Annotated in this window: 20 protein-coding genes; 8 read left to right on the forward strand and 12 right to left on the reverse strand. The window is 39.2% G+C overall.

Going from position 1 to position 19,186, the window contains the following annotated elements; all coding sequences use genetic code 11:
* Position 1 precedes the first annotated feature (1 nt).
* Together xylG and xylF are read right to left on the reverse strand one after the other, a co-directional pair.
* A complete protein-coding gene (gene xylG / locus DPV97_RS05175) occupies positions 2–1,513 on the reverse strand; it encodes a D-xylose ABC transporter ATP-binding protein (protein ID WP_070714376.1) in 1,512 nt (503 codons plus the stop codon).
* A gap of 50 nt (positions 1,514–1,563) precedes the next feature.
* Positions 1,564–2,562 carry a D-xylose ABC transporter substrate-binding protein gene (xylF, locus tag DPV97_RS05180; RefSeq protein ID WP_070714374.1) on the reverse strand — a complete coding sequence of 333 codons (999 nt, stop codon included), beginning with the start codon at positions 2,560–2,562 and terminating at the stop codon, positions 1,564–1,566.
* 233 nt (positions 2,563–2,795) lie between these two features.
* Between xylF and xylA the strand changes: the two genes are divergently transcribed.
* The gene (xylA, locus tag DPV97_RS05185; RefSeq protein ID WP_070714373.1) at positions 2,796–4,115 is read left to right on the forward strand and encodes a xylose isomerase; all 1,320 of its coding nucleotides are present in this window, start codon (positions 2,796–2,798) and stop codon (positions 4,113–4,115) included.
* A 56-nt stretch (positions 4,116–4,171) separates the two neighbouring features.
* Positions 4,172–5,653, forward strand: a complete 1,482-nt coding sequence (gene xylB / locus DPV97_RS05190) for a xylulokinase (RefSeq protein WP_070714370.1) — start codon at positions 4,172–4,174, stop codon at positions 5,651–5,653.
* Between the two features lie 53 nt (positions 5,654–5,706).
* Here the strand turns inward: xylB and rfaD are convergent, their stop codons facing one another.
* Together rfaD and DPV97_RS05200 are read right to left on the reverse strand one after the other, a co-directional pair.
* On the reverse strand, positions 5,707–6,633 hold the full coding sequence (gene rfaD / locus DPV97_RS05195; protein WP_070714369.1) for an ADP-glyceromanno-heptose 6-epimerase: 927 nt from the start codon (positions 6,631–6,633) through the stop codon (positions 5,707–5,709).
* Positions 6,634–6,685: 52 nt separating this feature from the next.
* The gene (locus DPV97_RS05200; RefSeq protein ID WP_070714367.1) at positions 6,686–7,189 is read right to left on the reverse strand and encodes a protein disulfide oxidoreductase; all 504 of its coding nucleotides are present in this window, start codon (positions 7,187–7,189) and stop codon (positions 6,686–6,688) included.
* Positions 7,190–7,298: 109 nt separating this feature from the next.
* Here DPV97_RS05200 and deoC point away from each other — a divergent pair, with 109 nt between their 5' ends.
* Positions 7,299–7,973: a deoxyribose-phosphate aldolase gene (deoC, locus tag DPV97_RS05205; RefSeq protein ID WP_070714366.1), complete on the forward strand. Its 675-nt coding sequence runs from the start codon at positions 7,299–7,301 to the stop codon at positions 7,971–7,973.
* Positions 7,974–8,037: 64 nt separating this feature from the next.
* Here the strand turns inward: deoC and proS are convergent, their stop codons facing one another.
* From proS to truD, 6 genes are all read right to left on the reverse strand, one after another.
* Entirely contained in the window at positions 8,038–9,753 is a 1,716-nt protein-coding gene (gene proS / locus DPV97_RS05210) for a proline--tRNA ligase (RefSeq protein WP_111382909.1), read from the reverse strand.
* A gap of 95 nt (positions 9,754–9,848) precedes the next feature.
* Entirely contained in the window at positions 9,849–11,081 is a 1,233-nt protein-coding gene (nlpD, locus tag DPV97_RS05215; protein ID WP_049364716.1) for a murein hydrolase activator NlpD, read from the reverse strand.
* Positions 11,082–11,104: 23 nt separating this feature from the next.
* On the reverse strand, positions 11,105–11,293 hold the full coding sequence (locus DPV97_RS05220; RefSeq protein ID WP_049363974.1) for a hypothetical protein: 189 nt from the start codon (positions 11,291–11,293) through the stop codon (positions 11,105–11,107).
* Positions 11,294–11,309: 16 nt separating this feature from the next.
* Entirely contained in the window at positions 11,310–11,885 is a 576-nt protein-coding gene (locus tag DPV97_RS05225; RefSeq protein ID WP_049364715.1) for a YqaA family protein, read from the reverse strand.
* A gap of 51 nt (positions 11,886–11,936) precedes the next feature.
* Positions 11,937–12,677 carry a 5'/3'-nucleotidase SurE gene (gene surE / locus DPV97_RS05230; protein ID WP_049364714.1) on the reverse strand — a complete coding sequence of 247 codons (741 nt, stop codon included), beginning with the start codon at positions 12,675–12,677 and terminating at the stop codon, positions 11,937–11,939.
* Positions 12,677–13,699, reverse strand: coding sequence for a tRNA pseudouridine(13) synthase TruD (truD, locus tag DPV97_RS05235; RefSeq protein WP_111382911.1), 1,023 nt, complete (start codon positions 13,697–13,699; stop codon positions 12,677–12,679). Before truD ends, surE begins: the two co-directional genes overlap by 1 nt.
* Before the next feature lie 206 nt (positions 13,700–13,905).
* Between truD and rraB the strand changes: the two genes are divergently transcribed.
* The 5 genes from rraB to DPV97_RS05260 all read left to right on the forward strand — a co-directional run bounded on the left by rraB (position 13,906) and on the right by DPV97_RS05260 (position 17,065).
* Positions 13,906–14,334 carry a ribonuclease E inhibitor RraB gene (rraB, locus tag DPV97_RS05240; protein ID WP_005695141.1) on the forward strand — a complete coding sequence of 143 codons (429 nt, stop codon included), beginning with the start codon at positions 13,906–13,908 and terminating at the stop codon, positions 14,332–14,334.
* A gap of 62 nt (positions 14,335–14,396) precedes the next feature.
* Positions 14,397–15,110 carry an SIMPL domain-containing protein gene (locus tag DPV97_RS05245; protein ID WP_049369889.1) on the forward strand — a complete coding sequence of 238 codons (714 nt, stop codon included), beginning with the start codon at positions 14,397–14,399 and terminating at the stop codon, positions 15,108–15,110.
* Positions 15,111–15,155: 45 nt separating this feature from the next.
* Entirely contained in the window at positions 15,156–15,800 is a 645-nt protein-coding gene (gene slyD, locus DPV97_RS05250; protein WP_070714351.1) for a peptidylprolyl isomerase, read from the forward strand.
* Positions 15,801–15,905: 105 nt separating this feature from the next.
* Positions 15,906–16,259, forward strand: a complete 354-nt coding sequence (locus tag DPV97_RS05255; protein WP_111382912.1) for a helix-turn-helix domain-containing protein — start codon at positions 15,906–15,908, stop codon at positions 16,257–16,259.
* Complete coding sequence (locus tag DPV97_RS05260) at positions 16,247–17,065, forward strand: IS3 family transposase (RefSeq protein WP_243585065.1); 819 nt, start codon at positions 16,247–16,249, stop codon at positions 17,063–17,065. The genes DPV97_RS05255 and DPV97_RS05260 overlap by 13 nt, the downstream gene beginning before the upstream one ends.
* Positions 17,066–17,125: 60 nt before the next feature.
* Here the strand turns inward: DPV97_RS05260 and hslU are convergent, their stop codons facing one another.
* Positions 17,126–18,460 (reverse strand): ATP-dependent protease ATPase subunit HslU, encoded by a 1,335-nt coding sequence (gene hslU, locus DPV97_RS05265; RefSeq protein ID WP_070712404.1) that lies wholly within the window; start codon positions 18,458–18,460, stop codon positions 17,126–17,128.
* 9 nt (positions 18,461–18,469) lie between these two features.
* The gene (gene hslV / locus DPV97_RS05270) at positions 18,470–19,000 is read right to left on the reverse strand and encodes an ATP-dependent protease subunit HslV (RefSeq protein ID WP_005695137.1); all 531 of its coding nucleotides are present in this window, start codon (positions 18,998–19,000) and stop codon (positions 18,470–18,472) included.
* Between the last annotated feature and the right edge of the window lie 186 nt (positions 19,001–19,186).

Below are 19,186 nucleotides of genomic sequence, written 5' to 3' on the forward strand. Positions count from 1 at the left end.
ATTACTCCTTAAGTGCTGTTTCCATAACTTGTTCTTGAGTAAGAGCAGTATTGATAAGACTAGCTTTAAGTTTACCTTGATGCATAACAAGAACTCTATCACTAATGCCTAAAACTTCTGGTAGTTCTGATGAAATGACAATAATCGCAATCCCTTCTTGTGCTAATTGGTTAATTAACTTATAAATTTCATATTTCGCACCAACATCAATTCCTCTTGTTGGTTCATCTAAAATCAGTATTTTAGGATTTAACAATAAACATTTTGCAAGAATCGCTTTCTGTTGATTGCCGCCACTAAGTCGTCCTATTGGTAAATCTGGTGAAAAAGTTTTCACCTTTAGTCGTTTGATGGATGAGCCAATTATTTGCTCTTCTTTTGCTTCATTAACTACCATTTTTCCAAAACAATAAGATTTCAAAGAAGAAAGCGTAATGTTTTTTCCAACGCCCATAATAGAAACAATGCCGTGTTTCTTCCGATCTTCAGGAACCATCACAATTTTATGTTCAATCGCTTGGGCACAATTTTTGATATTTACTTGTTTTTGATTGATAAAAATATTTCCTTCAAACTTACCTTCATAATACCCAAATAAGCATTGCACCATATCTGTACGACCTGAACCAACTAAACCTGCAACACCTAAAATTTCCCCCTCATGAAGACTAAAACTTACGTTATCAACACGCTTAATATGTGTATTGATTGGATGCCAAGCAGAAAGATTTTCTACTCGTAAAATTTCATCTTTAATTTCATGAGGTTCATGTGGATAAAGAGAGGTAATTTCCCTACCTACCATCATGGTGATAATGTCATCTTCTGTCATTGTTGAAGCGTCTTTCGTACCAACATGTTCACCATCACGAATGACGCAAATTTTGTCAGAGATAGCTTTAACTTCATTGAGTTTATGGGAAATATAAATACAAGCGATATTGTGTGCTTTAAGATCCTTAATAAGATTTAACAAAATTTTCGTTTCTTTTTCAGTAAGTGAAGCCGTTGGTTCATCTAAGATAAGAAGTCTTACTTGTTTATTCAAAGCCTTAGCTATTTCAACTAATTGCTGTTGCCCTAAACCTAATTCTCCTACTCGTGTATTGGGATCAACATCTAATTGCACCTGCTGTAATAAATTTTTGCAACGTAAGTACATTTCATTATCGGCTGTCAAACCTTTATGAGTTATTTCGTTACCCAAAAAAATATTCTCCAATACAGACATATTCTTTACGAGAGTAAGTTCTTGATGAATAATTGAAATGCCTTTTTCTTCAGTATCTCTAATATTCCTTGCTTTTAGTTCACTTTCTGAAAAGTAAATATCACCACTGTAATCTCCACAAGGATAAATACCGCAAAGTATTTTCATTAATGTAGATTTTCCAGATCCATTTTCACCACATAAAGATAAAATTTCCCCCGCTTCTAATTCAATAGATATATTATGAAGTGCGGTCACATCACCAAATTTTTTTGTGATATGTTTCATTTCCAACAATGCCATATCGTAACTCCCTAAGAGGTAAGGGAAGAGTTATCTCTTCCCTCTTAAAGTTAGTGATAAATGCTTTCCTTAGTATGAAAACCATCTTTAATTACAGTTTCATTAATATTACGTTTATCAACAGCGATAGGATCAAGTAAATACGCAGGAACATTTTTTAAACCATTACTCAGTTCTGCATTAGCTTCTACTTTTTCATTCTTACCTAATTCAACCGCAATTTCTGCCGCTTTATTTGCAAGTTTCATAATTGGTTTATAAACAGTCATAGTTTGCGAGCCATTGACAATACGTTTAATTGCAGCTAAATCTGCATCTTGCCCAGAAATTGCGACTTTCCCAGATAAGCCTTGTGCGCTAAGGGCTTGAATCGCACCTCCAGCAGTAGCATCGTTAGATGCAACAACAGCATCCACATTATTCTTATTAGCTGTTAATACGTTTTCCATAATTTGTAACGCTTTTTCCGCTAACCAAGAATCAACCCATTGATCTCCTACAACCTTAATTTTCTCACTGGCAATTAAAGGATCTAATACTTTCATTTGCCCTTTTCTAAATAATTTCGCATTATTATCTACAGGAGATCCCCCCATTAAAAAATAATTACCTTCTGGTTTTACAGCCACAATACTTTTAGCTTGTAGTTCACCTACTTTTTCATTATCAAAGGAAACATAAAAATCTAAATCTGCATTATTGATTAAACGGTCATACGCTAATACTTTTATTCCTTCCTTTTTAGCTTCAGAAATAACGTTACTTAATACTTCACCGTTATGAGGAATAATTACTAATACATCAATATTTTTATTGATCATATTTTCGATTTGAGAAATTTGTGCTGAATCATCACCATTCGCAGATTGGACAAATACTTTTGCACCCATTGATTCTGCTTTGTTTACGAAAATATCTCGATCTTTTTGCCATCTTTCTAAACGTAAATCATCAATGGATAAACCAATTTTAAGATCTTTGGAATGGGCAGAACTACTAAATACAGTTAATGCACCAACAAGGGTAAGTAAAGCTGATTTGATTTTCATATTGATACCTCAATAGTTAAGTGAAGGACTAGTTATTGCTCCAGTTGTTAGTTTTCACACTTTAAAAAAGGCTTTCAATTATAAAATCTTTCTCCATTATTACGTTTTTTCACAACTGTGATCCACTCCACAGTTGCAAATAATCAACATAGAAAAATTAAATAACATAATTGATGAAAAGCTAGTTTTTCACAAAAATACGAAAAATTTCATCACCTAGAGAGGAAAATGTTATGGCAACCTATTTCGATAAAATTGAAAAAATCTCCTTTGAGGGAGAAAAATCCACAAATCCTTTTGCTTTCAAGCATTATGATGCTAATCAAGTAATTTTAGGTAAAACTATGGCTGAACATTTACGCTTAGCTGTATGTTATTGGCATACCTTTTGCTGGAATGGAAATGATATGTTTGGGTTAGGTTCTTTGGAACGAAGTTGGCAGAAAAATCCAAATTTGCTTGCTGGCGCAGAACAAAAAGCCGATATTGCTTTTGAGTTTTTGAATAAGTTAGGCGTGCCTTATTATTGTTTTCATGATGTCGATATTGCACCTGAAGGTAATTCAGTGCGGGAATATGTACAAAATTTTCATCATATTGTTGATATTTTAGAACGCAAACAAGTAGAAACGGGTGTAAAACTCTTATGGGGAACTGCAAATTGTTTTACTAATCCTCGTTATATGTCTGGTGCAGCAACCAATCCTAATCCTGAAGTTTTTGCTTGGGCTGCAACACAAGTGTTTAATGCGATGAATGCCACTCAACGTTTAGGTGGAGAAAATTACGTATTATGGGGTGGACGTGAGGGATATGAAACTTTATTGAATACCGATTTGAAACGTGAACGTGAACAAATTGGTTGTTTTATGCAAATGGTGGTAGAACATAAGCATAAAATTGGGTTTAAAGGTACATTATTAATTGAGCCAAAACCGCAAGAACCAACTAAACATCAATATGATTATGATGTGGCAACAGTGTATGGTTTCCTAAAACAATTTGGTTTAGAAAAAGAAATTAAAGTTAATATTGAAGCTAACCATGCGACGCTTGCTGGCCATACCTTTCAACATGAAATTGCAACAGCTTGTGCATTAGATATTTTTGGCTCAATTGACGCTAATCGTGGCGATCCACAATTAGGCTGGGATACCGACCAATTCCCAAATAGTGTTGAAGAAAACACGCTAGTTATGTATGAAATTTTAAAACATGGTGGTTTTACTACTGGAGGTTTTAATTTTGATGCGAAAATTCGCCGACAAAGTATTGATCCTTATGATTTATTTTACGCTCATATCGGTGCAATTGATGTATTGGCATTATCCTTAAAACGTGCAGCAAAAATGTTACAAGAGGAAACCTTACAAAAAATTGTTAATGAACGCTATGCAGGTTGGAATAATGAACTTGGCCAGCATATTTTGCAAGGTAAAACTTCACTTGAAACACTTGCGCAACTTGTCCAACAAAAAGATTTAACGCCAAAACCAGTTTCAGGTCAGCAAGAATATTTGGAAAATTTGGTAAACCACGTTATTTATAGCTAAAAATGAAGCAAAAGTGCGGTTGTATTCCACCGCACTTTTTTATTTTAGGAGGCATTATGTATATAGGAATTGATTGTGGCACACAAGGAACAAAGGCGATAGTGCTTGATTCTGTCCAAAAAAAAGTGATTGGAGTTGGTTACGCAAAACATGAATTAATTACACAATCCAATGGAAGACGTGAACAACAACCAAATTGGTGGATTGAGGCATTACAACAAGCATTACAAATTGCATTGAAACAAGCAAAAAATTCACCGCACTTTTCACCTAATTTAGTGAAGGGAATAGGCATTTCAGGACAACAACATGGACTGGTAATGTTAGATAAAAACGATCGTCCTCTATATAAGGCTAAGCTTTGGTGTGATACAGAAACCGCTACGGAAAATGATATACTGATCGAAAAATTAGGCGGACAAACGGCCGCATTTGAAAAACTAGGTATCATTTGCCAAACTGGTTACACGGCTTCAAAACTGAGTTGGTTTCGTCAAAATTATCCTGATAAATTTGCCAATATTCGCAAAATTATGCTGCCACACGATTATCTAAATTATTGGCTGACAGGAAAATTCTGCACTGAATTTGGTGATGCTTCCGGTAGTGGTTATTTCAATGTTGTGAAAAGAGAATGGAAAAGAGAAGTCTTCAAATATCTTGCGCCAGAATTAAATATGGATGAGGTGTTACCTAAATTACTTTCTGCCGAACAAAAAATCGGTGTGATTAAACCTGAAATTGCGACTTTATTTGGTTTTAATGATAATGTCATCGTCTCCACAGGTGGAGGCGATAATATGATGGGAGCAATTGGTACAGGAAATATTCGAGAAGGGATTGCTACGATGAGTCTCGGTACTTCTGGTACCTTGTATGCTTATACGCAAAAGCCATTACTTAATTTACCACCAATGATCGCAAATTTTTGTTCAAGTAATAATGGCTGGTTACCACTAGTTTGTGTGATGAATATAACCTCCTCAAATAAACAGCTAATGAATTTGCTCAATATTGATATTGAAGAATTAAATCAACTTGCTCAACAAGCACCTATCGGTGCGAATGGCATCACTATTTTGCCATTCTTTAATGGTGAAAGAGTTCCACCTTTACCCAATACAAAAGCGAGCATTTTAGGGTTAGATTCAAGTAATTTCACACGAGAAAATCTTTGTCGAGCAATGATGGAAAGTGCCACTTTTACGCTTCGCTATGGCTTAGATTTATTTCATCAAGCTGGCCTCAAAACCTCACAAATTCGCCTAATTGGAGGTGGTGCGAAAAGCTCATTTTGGCGGCAAATGGTTGCTGATGTGATGAATTCCGAAGTGGTATGTTTGCAGGAAGAAGAAGCAGCTGCATTAGGAGGAGCAATTCAAGCTATGTGGGCAAATGGAGAAGGAGAACTGGAATTTTTATGCGAAACCTTCATTCACTTAGATGAAAACTCCAAAACTTATCCGAACTTATCACAGATGAAAAATTATCAAAGTGCTTACGAGCGTTATTTAAAACATTTATCACAATTATACTAAATAAAATCCCCTATACCGAGAGTCCATAGGGGATGATTTACTACATTAATAATTTATTTTCTATTCAGCCACGCCATATATTCAGCCACACCTTCCGCGACAGTTTTAAATGGTTTGTTGTAGCCAGTTGCGCGAAGTTTCGTTAAATCTGCTTGCGTATATTCTTGATAGCGAGATTTCAAATGCTCTGGGAATGGAATGGTTTCCACTACTCCTTTACCGTGGAATTTAATCACTGCTTTTGCCACTTCAGCGAAAGATTCAGCATTACCAGTACCGCAGTTAAAGATACCCGAAATACCATTTTGCCAGCACCAAATGTTCACTTGTGCCACATCACCTACATAAACGAAATCACGGCGGAAGTGTTCACTGCCAGCAAATACTTTTGGATTTTCACCTTTCAGGATTTGGTTATTTAAGTGGAATGCGACGCTCGCCATTGAACCTTTGTGACCTTCACGCGGACCGTACACGTTGAAATAACGGAAACCACATACCGGTGATTGTGCTTCAGGTAAAATCGCACGCACATATTGGTCGAATAAGAATTTAGAATAGCCGTACACATTCAATGGACCTTCAAATTCACGCTCTTCACGGAATTCAGTTTTATCGCCATAAGTCGCTGCACTTGATGCATATAAGAACGGAATTTGACGATCTAAGCAGTAATGCAATAACTCTTTTGAATATTCGTAGTTATTATGCATGATGTATTTGCCGTCCCATTCAGTGGTCGCAGAGCAAGCGCCCTCATGGAATACTGCATCGATATCACCTAAATCATCACCTGCAATAATTGACGCAATGAAGTCTTCTTTATCACAGTAATCTGCGATATCAAGATCCACTAAGTTAATGAATTTAGTCCCGTCTTTTAAGTTATCCACCACTAAAATATCTTTACGTCCCATATCGTTTAATGCTTTAACGATATTACTGCCGATAAAACCGGCGCCACCTGTTACGATAATCATAATTCTGTCCTCTTTAAAATAAGTCTGTGTATTGTAATAGATTTTGTACTGCTTAGCCAAAAAACTCTGTGAAAAACAACCGCACTTTTAAGCCCCAGTAACTTGTCCAGCCCGTTGTGGCCAAATCCATTTTTCCTTTGTTTAAAATAATAATGGTCGGTGTCACATTCACCTGCCATTGATCCGCTATCTTGCCTTGAGGATCATTCACCGTTGTAAACTGATAGTGATACGTTTGTAAATAATCCTCCACGTCCTTATTTGTCCCCGAACGCAGCGCAACAGACACTACCGGATAGCCTTCTTCTGAAAGTGAATTAATTGCAGGAGAAGTATAACGACAATAACCGCACCAACTACCCCAGAAATAAATGATCGTCGGCTTAGCTTGATCTAATTGGGGTAAAAAGAAGGCATTTCCCTGTAAATCATAAAGTGCCATCGCATTGATTTCAGGTGGAATATTGGGTTTTCGAATAAAATCGAGAATACTACTTACGATAATCAACGTCAGCAGGAGCGAAATCACATTTTTTAATAAGTTTTTAAGTTTCACAATAAAATTTCATGATCTAGGATAAACGGATTGTAATCGATCAGAAAAGTGCGGTCAAAATTACAGATATTTTGCTATGATAACCACATCATTTAATAAGGAGAAAAATATGGATAGTAAACAATTAGCACAATATATTGATCACACAGCCCTTACTGCTGAAAAAACAGAACAGGATATTCTTAAACTCTGCGATGAAGCCATTCAATACGGCTTTTATTCAGTCTGCATTAATTCAGGTTATATTCCTTTAGCCAAAGAAAAACTTGCTGGCTCAGATGTAAAAATTTGTACGGTAGTCGGTTTTCCACTCGGTGCCAACTTATCCTCAGTCAAAGCGTTTGAAACCCAAGAAGCCATTAAAGCGGGCGCGGGTGAAATTGATATGGTAATTAATGTCGGCTTGATAAAATCAAATAAATGGGATACCGTAAAAGACGACATTCAAGCTGTATTAACCGCTTGTCATGGTGTGCCTCTTAAAGTGATTTTGGAAACATGCTTACTCACCAAAGAAGAAATCGTAAAAGCCTGTGAAATCTGTAAAGCGTTGGGTGTGGCATTCGTTAAAACCTCAACGGGTTTCAATAAAGGCGGGGCAACCCTAGAAGATGTGGCATTAATGAAGAAAACGGTAGGCAACATTGGCGTAAAAGCCTCTGGTGGAATTCGCGATACACAAACAGCACTAGCAATGATTGAAGCGGGAGCTACTCGAATTGGCGCAAGCGCAGGCATTGCGATTGTAACGGGTGTTTCTGGTAATGCCTCAAGCAATTACTAATCGATAATAAAAAAGGAGATTGAAGTGGGTGTCTCAATCTCCTTTTTAATCATCAAAGACTCAATTAAGCTTTAATTTGTCCTTTCAAGAAATCTAACAACTGCTCTTTTGCAATCATTTGTTTTTCACCAGTACGGCGATTTTTGTATTCGATTTCGCCATTTGCGAGATTTTTCTCACCAATCACCACCATGTGTGGCACGCCGATAAGTTCCATATCTGCAAACATCACACCTGGACGCTCTTTACGATCATCAAAGATCACTTCTACACCTTGTGCTTGTAAAGTGCGGTACAATTCTTCGGCATATTCTTGAACGCTTTCAGATTTATGCATATTCATAGGCACGACAGCTACGGTGAATGGCGCAATTTCATCTGTTGGCCACACAATACCGCGTTCGTCAAAATGTTGTTCAATCGCCGCAGCCACCACACGCGTTACACCAATACCGTAACATCCCATGGTTATGACCATTGGACGACCATCTTCACCTTGAACGGTTGCATTCATCGCTTCTGAGTATTTTTTACCTAATTGGAAGATATGACCCACTTCGATACCACGTTTAATCAATAAGGTACCTTTACCATCTGGGCTTGGATCACCTTCAACCACGTTACGAATATCCGCCACTTTTGGTAAAGCTACATCACGTTCCCAGTTGATATTGAAGTAATGTTTACCATCAATGTTTGCACCTGCACTGAAATCAGACACTAATGCCACTGAACGGTCAATAATCACTGGAATATTGAGATTAACAGGACCTAATGAGCCTACACCTGCACCGATTTTGGCTTTGATAACCGCTTCGTCTGCAAACTCAAATGGTGAAGCTACTTCTGGTAATTTTTCCGCTTTGATTTCATTTAATTCATGGTCACCACGAATCACTAATGCCACTAACGGTTGTTCTTCGCTTGCCCCTTTTACGATTAAGGTTTTAACCGTTTTCTCAATAGGCAAATTGAATTGTTCCACCAACTCTGCAATCGTTTTTGCATTTGGAGTATCAACTAATTCCATAGCTTTTGTTGGCGCTGCGCGCTCACCAATTGCCACCGCTTCCGCTAATTCAATGTTTGCAGCGTAGTCAGATTCCGTAGAGAAAATCACATCATCTTCGCCACTGTTTGCTAGCACTTGGAATTCATGTGACGCACTACCACCGATAGAACCAGTGTCCGCTTGTACGGCACGGAAATCTAAACCTAAGCGATTGAAAATATTGCTATAAGTTTGGTACATCACATCATACGTTTGTTGCAAGCTCGCATGATCCGCATGGAAAGAATACGCATCTTTCATGATAAATTCACGCGAACGCATGACACCGAAACGAGGACGCACTTCATCACGGAATTTGGTTTGAATTTGGTATAAGTTAATCGGAAGTTGTTTGTATGATGACACTTCACGACGAACTAAATCCGTAATCACTTCTTCATGTGTTGGACCTAATACAAAGTTACGATTACCACGATCCTCAAAACGAAGTAATTCTGGGCCATATTGTTCCCAACGGCCTGATTCTTCCCATAATTCTGCTGGTTGCACGACTGGCATTTTGATTTCAAGCGCGCCGCTTTTATCCATTTCTTCACGGATGATTTTTTCTACTTTACGAAGCACACGCCAGCCTGTTGGCATCCAGTTATAAAGACCTGAAGCAAGAGGACGAATCATCCCCGCACGAAGCATTAATTGATGGCTCACAATGGCCGCTTCAGCTGGGGTTTCTTTTAATGTTGAGAATAAATATTGACTTGTACGCATTGAATTAACCTTAGATTCTAAGCATTGAGAAAAAATTGGTGAGAGTATAACAAAAAGTGCGGTCATTTTTAACCGCACTTTTTTCTGAGAAAAGATTATCTTCTCGGTAAGTATCTAACTGGATCGACAGATTTACCTTTATAACGGATCTCAAAGTGAAGTTTCACAGCATTGGTTCCTGTGCTACCCATTTTCGCAATCTCTTGACCCGCTTTCACTTCTTGTTGATCGCTCACAAGGATCTTGTCGTTGTGTGCATAAGCACTTAAGAAATCATCATTATGTTTGATGATGATTAAGTTACCGTAGCCACGTAATGCGTTACCCGCATAAACAACACGACCACTCGCAGCCGCTTTAACTGCTTGTCCACGAGAACCACTGATATCAATCCCTTTGTTACCACCATCGGAGTTAGAGAAACCTTGGATCACGTTGCCTTGGGTTGGCCATTGCCATGCCACATTCGATGCCACTGGTGCTACAACGTTTGCATTAACTGGCGTATTGTTTGTGGTTTCCACTTGAGTTGTCGTTGTCACCGGTGTGCTAGGTGTATTGTTGGTAAACGCTGGTGTTGATGCACCACCTGTTGCAACACCTGATTTAATTGGACCAATTACCGTACCATCAGAACCAATTTGAGTACCGTTCGCACCTGGTGTATAAGTCACTTCTGGCTCAGCAGGGGCTGCTGGTGCAGCTGGTGCTGTAGTTTTCACTGGTACAGTCGTGGTAACCGTTTTAGTTGAACAATTTGAAATTTTTAACGTTTGCCCCACACTTAAGCTATAAGGCTCTTTCATATTATTCATGCTTGCCAAATCTTTTACGTCCATACCGGTCAAGTAAGCGATTAAGAACATGGTATCGCCTTTGTTTACTTTATAGGTATTTCCTTTGTATGAACCTTTTTGAATTTGGCTGTAATCCGGTGCGTTGGTATTTGGATTACGCGGCACGTTGATTGCGCCAGAGCTGGTGCAATCAGAAACCGTTTTGGTTACCGTTTTAGTTTGTGGTTGAACCGGTGCTGGAGCAGGCGTTGGTTTAGGCTGTGCTGCAGCAGGTTGTTGAACCGGTTGATAAGTCGGTTGGAAACTAGGTTGTGGTGTTTGAGTTCCTGTTGGCACGCTATTGCCCATGGTATTTGGCATCGTATTTTGTTGGATTTCTGGCTGCCATGTACCGCTCGAATTATTATCAACAGGCTGCATTACACCCGGAGAAAGTGTGCCATCTACATTTTCAATTGGCGCAGGGCTATTTGAACTACAAGCCGTTAAAATAGCGATACTCACAGGGAGCAATAAAAACGATTTTTTCATTTATTCTTCCTTTAACATTAAATTTATTTCATTTGATTTGGCATCGAATTCTTTTCAATTTCCGGCATAAAGCTACCACCGGCAACCGCTCCCGTTCCTTCTACGGGTTGCATAATACCATTAGGTAATGCATCGGGATCTTGTTTTTGTGGTTCTCCTGTACATGCTGAGATCAGCAATGCACTCGAGATAATTAAGAGTAATTTATTCATAAAAAAGGTCATCCTGTTATTTTAAAATAAGATAAGCAATCACAGCTAGAGCAACCACACTCCAACCAATGATTTCAATGGATTTACGTAATTTCGCGGCGAATTTCTCTCCGCCCCATGCGGCCAGTTTTGCCACTAAAATAAAACGAGCAAAACGCGATACAAATGCGGTTATCACAAAGGGGATAAATGCCATTTGCATCACGCCGGCACAAATGGTGAAAACTTTATAAGGAATAGGACTAAAACCGGCAACAAAGACCACTAAAATACCCCATTCTTTAAACCACGCCATGGCCTGTTCCCAAGCAGCTTGGTATCCCCATTGTTGAATATAGCCTTGCACCCAATCAAAGGCGTAATAACCAATAGCATAACCAATCATTCCACCGACAACCGAAGCAATCGTGGTATAAAGTGCAAAACGAAATGCACTTTTCGGTTTTGACATTGACATCGGAATCAACATCACATCCGGTGGAACAGGGAAAAAAATGGCCTCAATAAAACTCACAAAGGATAACCAAAACACGGCAAAGCGATGTTTTGACCATTGCATTGTTTTATCATACATCGCACCAAAAATATTCATTCACTTATCCTTTATTGCTTCAATAGGGAAAATTCGTTTCAAAACGGCACATTATTCACTTTCCAGCCAATCTTGTAAAGCAGCAATTGACTGATGAGCAGTAAGATCCGCTTGAATTGGCGTAATGGCAACATAACCATTTTTTACCGCATGGAAATCTGTACCTTCACCATCATATTCTGGCAAGCCTGACGGGCCAATCCAATAAATATTTTCGCCACGAGGATCTTCTTGTTTAATCACTTCTGCAGCGGATGAGCGATAACCTAAATGACAGACTTTGATGCCTTTAAGCTCTTCGTAAGGCAAATCTGGCACATTGATATTGATCACTTCGCGTTTATTCAATAATTGAGGATGTAATTTCGGAATCAAATCACACACCACGCGAGCCGCTGTTTCATAATGCAAACGGCCATCTAAAGATACCGCAATAGCTGGCAACCCTAAATGTCGGCCTTCCAATGCTGCAGCCAAAGTACCTGAATAAATCGTATCATCCCCCATATTGCAACCCGCGTTAATGCCTGATACCACAAGATCCACTTGTCCAGATAAAAAACCGTTTAGTGCCAAATGCACACAATCAGCCGGTGTGCCATTCACGCAATAATCACCACTATCTAAATGACGTGGGCGAAGTGGCTCAACAAGCGTTAATGAGCTTGATGCCGCGCTACGATTACGATCGGGCGCAACGATCACCACATCGGCAATTTTGCGTAATTCTTTTGCTAAAACTTGAATCCCTTCGGCATGAAAACCGTCATCATTGCTGACTAAAATTCGCATTATTCTTCTTCCTTAATATTCACTAACTCTCGCACCAATGCAGTAGCATAACTCCCTGCCGGCAAATAAAACGAGAGTTTCAATCCATCTTCAACAAACGTCCAATGGAAATCTTTTGTCTGCATCAATAAAGGGCGGCGAGCGGCTTTCATTCGTTCTTGTTTCATTAATTCTTGGAAAATCTGATGTTCCAAAACGACTTTATTTTCGACCGCACTTGCAGATAAATTTTCTTCGCCAATTAAAGGCGCAGTGAGCAAAATATCTTGTTCGTTCAAACGTTGCTGTAAGACCACTAAATCTTCATTTTCATCAGCCTTAAACCAACTGTGCGATCCGTTTAATTGCACAATATCGTCTCTTAGAACCTGATCTGCCACATTTTGTTCAATTCGTTCTGCTACAACTAAATTAAAAATTTCGCTGCGAGCTGCAGAAAGGTAAAAACTGCGTTTTTTACGATCTTTGACCTTAATCTCTCCTTTCGCCCAACGAATCGCTTGGGTCAGATTATGACCATCACGCCCAAAACGTTGTTCAGTGAAATAGTTAGGAAAACCGTATTTCGCCACAAAATTTAAGCGTTCATTTAACTCATCACTTTCTTTTGCACCACGCAATAAAATCTCGAAGGCATTTCCTTGAAGACTCCCCGTACGAATTTTACGATTGTGGCGAGTGACGTCTAAAATCTCGACGCCTTCCAACTGAAATTGGCTAAAATCTGGCGTTTCCTTACCCGGCATTTGCAAACAAAACCATTGCTCTGTAATGCCATGACGATCTTTCAAACCTGCATACCCCATATTTCGATCAGAAATACCCGCAAACTTGGCAAGTTTTTCACCCACAAACAATGTATTGCAATCCGTTTTACGGATTTTTACCGCTACAAATTCGCCTTCACCTGACATTTCATAGCCAAGATCTTCTCTAACAATAAAATCAGCGAACGCTTGCTTTAAAAGTGCGGTCGTTTTTGGTGGTGTTTTTAAGGTGAAATAAGGGAGATGTTTGACCATTTTTTTCGTTCTAAAATAAGAAAGCCCAACTTTTTTCGCTGCAATAAATAGCGTGATCAGCTGGGCATGTTAAGCACAATTTATTCGCGCAGAATTTTAACCTTTCCTCCCCGTCAAGGCAAACTGAAATGAGCATAAATTTTTAGCGACATTTTCATCTTTATCCCCTACAATGACCGCACTTTTTCTGACAAAAGGAATGCCTTATGACGAACTTTAACGAACTTCAAGAAGAAACCCGTGAAATCATTACAGATTTATTAAATGACGGCAGCGATCCGGATGCGCTTTATATTATCGAACATCACATCGCCCATTATGATTTTGATACTTTAGAAAAAATTGCCGTAGATGCTTTCAAAGCAGGCTATGAAGTGTCAGAAGCGGAAGAATTTGAAGATGAAAGTGGCAAGGTGATTTTCTGCTTTGACATCATCAGTGAAGTAGAATTAAAGCCCGAAATTATCGATGCACAACAAAAAGAAATTTTACCATTAGTGGAAAAATACAAAGGCATTTATGATGGCTGGGGCACGTATTTTGAAGATCCGAATGCGGAAGATGATGAATACGGCGATGACGGCGAATTTTTTGACGATGAAGATGTCGAAGACGACAACGAACGTTTACATTAATAATAACAAAGGGCGTGTTAAACCGCCCTTAATTTTTATCTTACCCAAATAGGAATGAAAAAATGAAACTCAAAGCGCTTTCTTTAGCATTACTTGCCTTGCCTATCACTTCTTTTGCAGCAGAGCCCGTATCTCATCAGCCAACGGATGTCAGCTTTAGTGTTGAAGCTGAAAAAGAGGTAGAACGCGATTTATTGCAAGTCTCCCTTTTTTACCAAGCGGAAGGCAATGATTTATCCGCGCTCAATAAAACCATGGCAGAAAAAATGAATAAAGCCATTGAGCTAGCAAAAGCACAAAGTGCGGTTGAAATTAAAGACAATTCTCGTAACACATGGATTCGCTATGACAATAAAGGCAAACAGCAAGGTTGGATTGCGCGTGCAGAATTAACTTTGGAAAGTAAAGATTCTCAAGCGTTATCAACCTTAGTACATGAATTAGATGGCGTATTAGCCATTGATCGCGTAAGTGCCTCTGTTTCACGTGAGAAATTAAGTAGTTTAGAAAATGAATTAACCAAAGAGGCTTTAGCAAAAGTTAAAGATAAAGCCCTATTAATTCAAGAATCTTTGCAGATGAAAGGTTATCACACCCAAAGCCTTGACGTGTCTTCTGCCAATGATTCCGCGAATGATTTCCGCCCTTATGCTGCAGGGGCAATGATGGCAAAAAGTTTCTCTTACTCAGATGAAAAAGATGAAACTTACACTCAAAGTGGCAAAGAGAAAATTAAAGTCAGTGTGAATGCGCGAATTGCATTGCTTAAAGAATAATTTTCTATACAATGAACGACGATTATTTTTAATAAGGAAAACAATATGAAAGTAGCAAAAAATACGGTTGTGAGTATCGCTTACCAAGTGCGTACTCAAGACGGTGTATTAGTTGATGAAGCACCAGCAAATCAACCATTAGAATATTTACAAGGCCACAATAACTTAATCATTGGTCTTGAAAATGCCTTAGAAGGTAAAAAAGTTGGCGACAAATTTGAAGTGCGTGTTCAACCTGAAGAAGGCTACGGCGAATACAATGAAAACATGGTTCAACGTGTACCAAAAGATGTATTCCAAGGCGTTGATGAAGTGGTTGTTGGTATGCGTTTCTTAGCTGACACAGATATCGGCCCAGTTCCTGTTGTGATCACTGAAGTGGATGGCGATGAAGTAGTGGTTGATGGTAACCATATGTTAGCGGGTCAAGAATTACACTTCACTGTTGAAGTTGTTGGCACTCGTGAAGCAACATTAGAAGAAATTGCTCACGGTCACGTACATGGTGCACACGATCATCACCACCATCACGATGACGAAGATGGTCACAGTTGTGGTTGCGGCGGTCACGGTCATCACCACCATGACCATGATCACGATCATGGACACGGCGGTTGCTGTGGCGGCGGTCATAAACACGATCATGATCACGGACACGGTCATGGCGGCTGTGGTTGCGGCAGTCACTAATCTTAATCTAGAGATAAAACTAGAGACAAAAAAAGTGCGGTTAAAAATGATCTGCACCCCAAAAGTTGGACTCAACAAACCAACAATTGAGGTGCAGATTTTTTTATGGGTAAACACTACACAATCGAATTTAAATTACAGGTTCTCCAACCTATTTTGAATGAGAAAATGAGTATTAGAGAAGCTGCTCGTTTTTACAATATTCCTTCCAACGCCCTAGTCGGGACATGGTTGAAACGGTTTGAAAAAAGTGGCATAAAAGGACTGATTCCCCGTAAACCATCAGGACGTCCACCGATGAAACCTAAATATGCAAAAATGCCACCGCCACCCAAAACTGAAGAAGACCGTTTACGCCTGAGAATTTTACAGCTTGAAGCGGAGGTGGCCTACCTAAAGGAGTTGAGAAGGCTCAGACTTCAGGACGAAGCCGAGCAACGGAAATTATCCAAAGGTTAAGAACACGCTATCCGTTAAAATGGCTTTTAGGCTTTGCACAGTTAGCGCGTAGTACGTTTTTTGCTAAACGTCAGATTAAACCGGATAAGGATGAGTTGTTGAAAAAGGCCATTAAACGCATCAAAGCCAATCATCCTGATTATGGCTACCGACGTGTTCATGCCAGCTTGCCAGGCGTAAATCATAAAAAAGTCCAACGCTTAATGCAGACACTTGGGCTTCAAGTGCGGTCAAGAAAAAGCAAGAAATTTACCACCTATCGAGGTACGATAGGGGTGATTGCACCGAATCATCTTGAACGCGATTTTAGTGCAACGGCCCCGAAACAAAAATGGGTGACCGATATTACCGAGTTTAAGGCGAAAGATGGGAGTAAAGTCTATTTATCCCCAATTTTAGACTTATTTAACAATGAGATAGTCTCCTATAATCTCAGCTATTCCCCAAACTGGGCGCAAGTAGAGGACATGTTAATGCAAGCCGTCAAAGGATTAAATAAAGCTTGTGGTGTCATTTTACATTCAGACCAGGGATGGCAATATCAAATGGTAGCTTATCGTCGAATCTTGGCTGAACATGGCATCATTCAAAGTATGTCGAGAAAAGGGAATTGCTTGGACAATGCCGCGATGGAAAGTTTCTTTGGACGATTAAAAACAGAATGTTTTTATGGTCGGGAATTTAACAGTAGAGAGGAGATAGTTGATGCCGTCAGAGATTATTTGGATTACTATAACCACCGACGGATTCAACTAAAATTAAAAGGACTGAGTCCGATACAATATCGAAAACAATCCTTTAAATGACAGTCTAACTTTTTGGGGTCAGATCAAAAATAACCGCACTTTTCTTTATCCAAAATTCAATTACAGAATAAATCGACTTAAATCTTCATTCTCAATCACTTCACCTAAAGCATCAATCACATAAGCAGCATCGATATTCACGGTTTGGCCGTCCATTTCGCTCGCATCAAATGAGATTTTATCCATTAAACGTTCCATAACGGTATGTAAACGTCTTGCACCGATATTCTCCGTTTTCTCATTCACACGGAATGCGGCTTCGGCAATTTTCTTGATTGCATCTTGTGTAAACTCAATGCTTACACCTTCTGTTGCCATAAGCGCTTTATATTGTTCCGTTAAAGACGCATTTGGTTCAGTTAGAATACGCTCAAAATCCTCTGCCGTTAATGCTGATAATTCAACACGAATCGGCAAACGACCTTGCAACTCTGGGATTAAATCCGATGGACGCGCCACTTGGAATGCACCCGATGCAATAAAGAGAATATGATCAGTTTTCACCATCCCATGTTTGGTATTAACCGTTGAACCTTCCACCAATGGTAATAAGTCACGTTGCACACCTTCACGAGAAACATCCGCACCACTGTATTCGCCTTTTTTACAGATCTTGTCAATCTCATCAATAAACACAATACCGTTTTGCTCAACTGCATCAATGGCTTTTTGTTTCAATTCTTCTGGATTGATCAATTTGGCTGCTTCATCGTCAATTAAGGTTTTTAATGCATCCTTAATTTTCATTTTGCGTTTTTTAGTTTTATCCGAACCCAGGCTTTGGAACATGGATTGCAACTGATTAGTCATTTCTTCCATACCAGGAGGTGCCATGATTTCCACCCCCATTGAAACACCCGCAGACACATCAATTTCGATTTCTTTATCGTCTAATTGACCTTCTCGTAATTTTTTACGGAACGCTTGGCGAGTGCTGCTGTTGGTGTCGTGGTTTTCGACTTCACCCCATTGATTTTTTGGTGGTGGTAGTAATGCATTTAAAATACGATCTTCCGCCGCATCTTCTGCTTTCGCACGATTTTTCGCAATTTCTTGCTGACGAACCAATTTCATCGCACTGTCCGTTAAATCACGAATAATGGAGTCCACTTCTTTCCCCACATAGCCCACTTCGGTGAACTTGGTCGCTTCCACTTTAATGAATGGTGCATTAGCTAATTTTGCAAGACGACGCGCAATCTCGGTTTTCCCCACACCCGTTGGACCAATCATTAAAATATTTTTAGGAGTCACTTCATGGCGAAGTGGCTCTTGCAACTGCATTCTTCTCCAACGGTTACGTAATGCGATCGCAACCGCTCTTTTCGCCTCTTTTTGGCCGATAATATGTTGATCTAATTCAGAAACAATTTCACGAGGGGTCATTTCAGACATAATTTTTCCTTATTTATTCGGTAATTCTTCGATAGTGAAATTCGTATTGGTAAACACGCAAATATCACCGGCAATTTTTAAAGACTTCTCAACAATTTCACGTGCTGATAAATCGGTATTTTCCACCAATGCACGAGCGGCCGACAACGCATAATTACCGCCTGAACCAATCGCTAAAATCTGATCGGCTTCCGGTTGTACCACATCACCAATACCGGTAATGATTAAACTTTCTTTTTCATCCGCCACAATCAGCATCGCTTCTAACTTGCGTAACGCACGATCGGTTCGCCAATCTTTGGCTAATTCCACCGCGGCTTTTAACAAATGCCCTTGATGCATTTCCAATTTACGCTCAAATAATTCAAATAAAGTGAACGCATCAGCTGTGCCGCCTGCAAAACCAGCTAGAACTTTGCCATTATATAAACGGCGTACTTTGCGGGCATTCCCCTTCATCACTGTATTGCCTAGTGAAACCTGTCCATCGCCCCCAACAACTACTTGGCCATTACGACGTACGCTTACAATTGTTGTCATTCTTTTTATCCTTCTTTTAAGAAAAGTTACTCGTTATATGGCGATCGATTCCACCAAATTCAAGGGGAAATTTTTCTTTGATGTTTTATTAAACAACCATCTCAAAAAAATGTGACAAAGATCACTTTTCTAAATGGCAAACGATTGCTATTATTTCACATCTTTATTTTAAAGGGATATATTTGT

Source organism: Haemophilus parainfluenzae, assembly GCF_003253005.1.
Lineage (GTDB): Bacteria > Pseudomonadota > Gammaproteobacteria > Enterobacterales > Pasteurellaceae > Haemophilus_D > Haemophilus_D parainfluenzae_M.

Excerpts from the sequence above, each read along its gene's own strand:
- xylG (WP_070714376.1), bottom strand. The coding sequence starts at position 1,513 with ATGGCATTGTTGGAAATGAAACATATCACAAAAAAATTTGGTGATGTG.
- xylF (WP_070714374.1), bottom strand. The coding sequence starts at position 2,562 with ATGAAAATCAAATCAGCTTTACTTACCCTTGTTGGTGCATTAACTGTA.
- xylA (WP_070714373.1), top strand. The coding sequence starts at position 2,796 with ATGGCAACCTATTTCGATAAAATTGAAAAAATCTCCTTTGAGGGAGAA.
- xylB (WP_070714370.1), top strand. The coding sequence starts at position 4,172 with ATGTATATAGGAATTGATTGTGGCACACAAGGAACAAAGGCGATAGTG.
- rfaD (WP_070714369.1), bottom strand. The coding sequence starts at position 6,633 with ATGATTATCGTAACAGGTGGCGCCGGTTTTATCGGCAGTAATATCGTT.
- deoC (WP_070714366.1), top strand. The coding sequence starts at position 7,299 with ATGGATAGTAAACAATTAGCACAATATATTGATCACACAGCCCTTACT.
- proS (WP_111382909.1), bottom strand. The coding sequence starts at position 9,753 with ATGCGTACAAGTCAATATTTATTCTCAACATTAAAAGAAACCCCAGCT.
- nlpD (WP_049364716.1), bottom strand. The coding sequence starts at position 11,081 with ATGAAAAAATCGTTTTTATTGCTCCCTGTGAGTATCGCTATTTTAACG.
- DPV97_RS05220 (WP_049363974.1), bottom strand. The coding sequence starts at position 11,293 with ATGAATAAATTACTCTTAATTATCTCGAGTGCATTGCTGATCTCAGCA.
- DPV97_RS05225 (WP_049364715.1), bottom strand. The coding sequence starts at position 11,885 with ATGAATATTTTTGGTGCGATGTATGATAAAACAATGCAATGGTCAAAA.
- surE (WP_049364714.1), bottom strand. The coding sequence starts at position 12,677 with ATGCGAATTTTAGTCAGCAATGATGACGGTTTTCATGCCGAAGGGATT.
- truD (WP_111382911.1), bottom strand. The coding sequence starts at position 13,699 with ATGGTCAAACATCTCCCTTATTTCACCTTAAAAACACCACCAAAAACG.
- rraB (WP_005695141.1), top strand. The coding sequence starts at position 13,906 with ATGACGAACTTTAACGAACTTCAAGAAGAAACCCGTGAAATCATTACA.
- DPV97_RS05245 (WP_049369889.1), top strand. The coding sequence starts at position 14,397 with ATGAAACTCAAAGCGCTTTCTTTAGCATTACTTGCCTTGCCTATCACT.
- slyD (WP_070714351.1), top strand. The coding sequence starts at position 15,156 with ATGAAAGTAGCAAAAAATACGGTTGTGAGTATCGCTTACCAAGTGCGT.
- DPV97_RS05255 (WP_111382912.1), top strand. The coding sequence starts at position 15,906 with ATGGGTAAACACTACACAATCGAATTTAAATTACAGGTTCTCCAACCT.
- hslU (WP_070712404.1), bottom strand. The coding sequence starts at position 18,460 with ATGTCTGAAATGACCCCTCGTGAAATTGTTTCTGAATTAGATCAACAT.
- hslV (WP_005695137.1), bottom strand. The coding sequence starts at position 19,000 with ATGACAACAATTGTAAGCGTACGTCGTAATGGCCAAGTAGTTGTTGGG.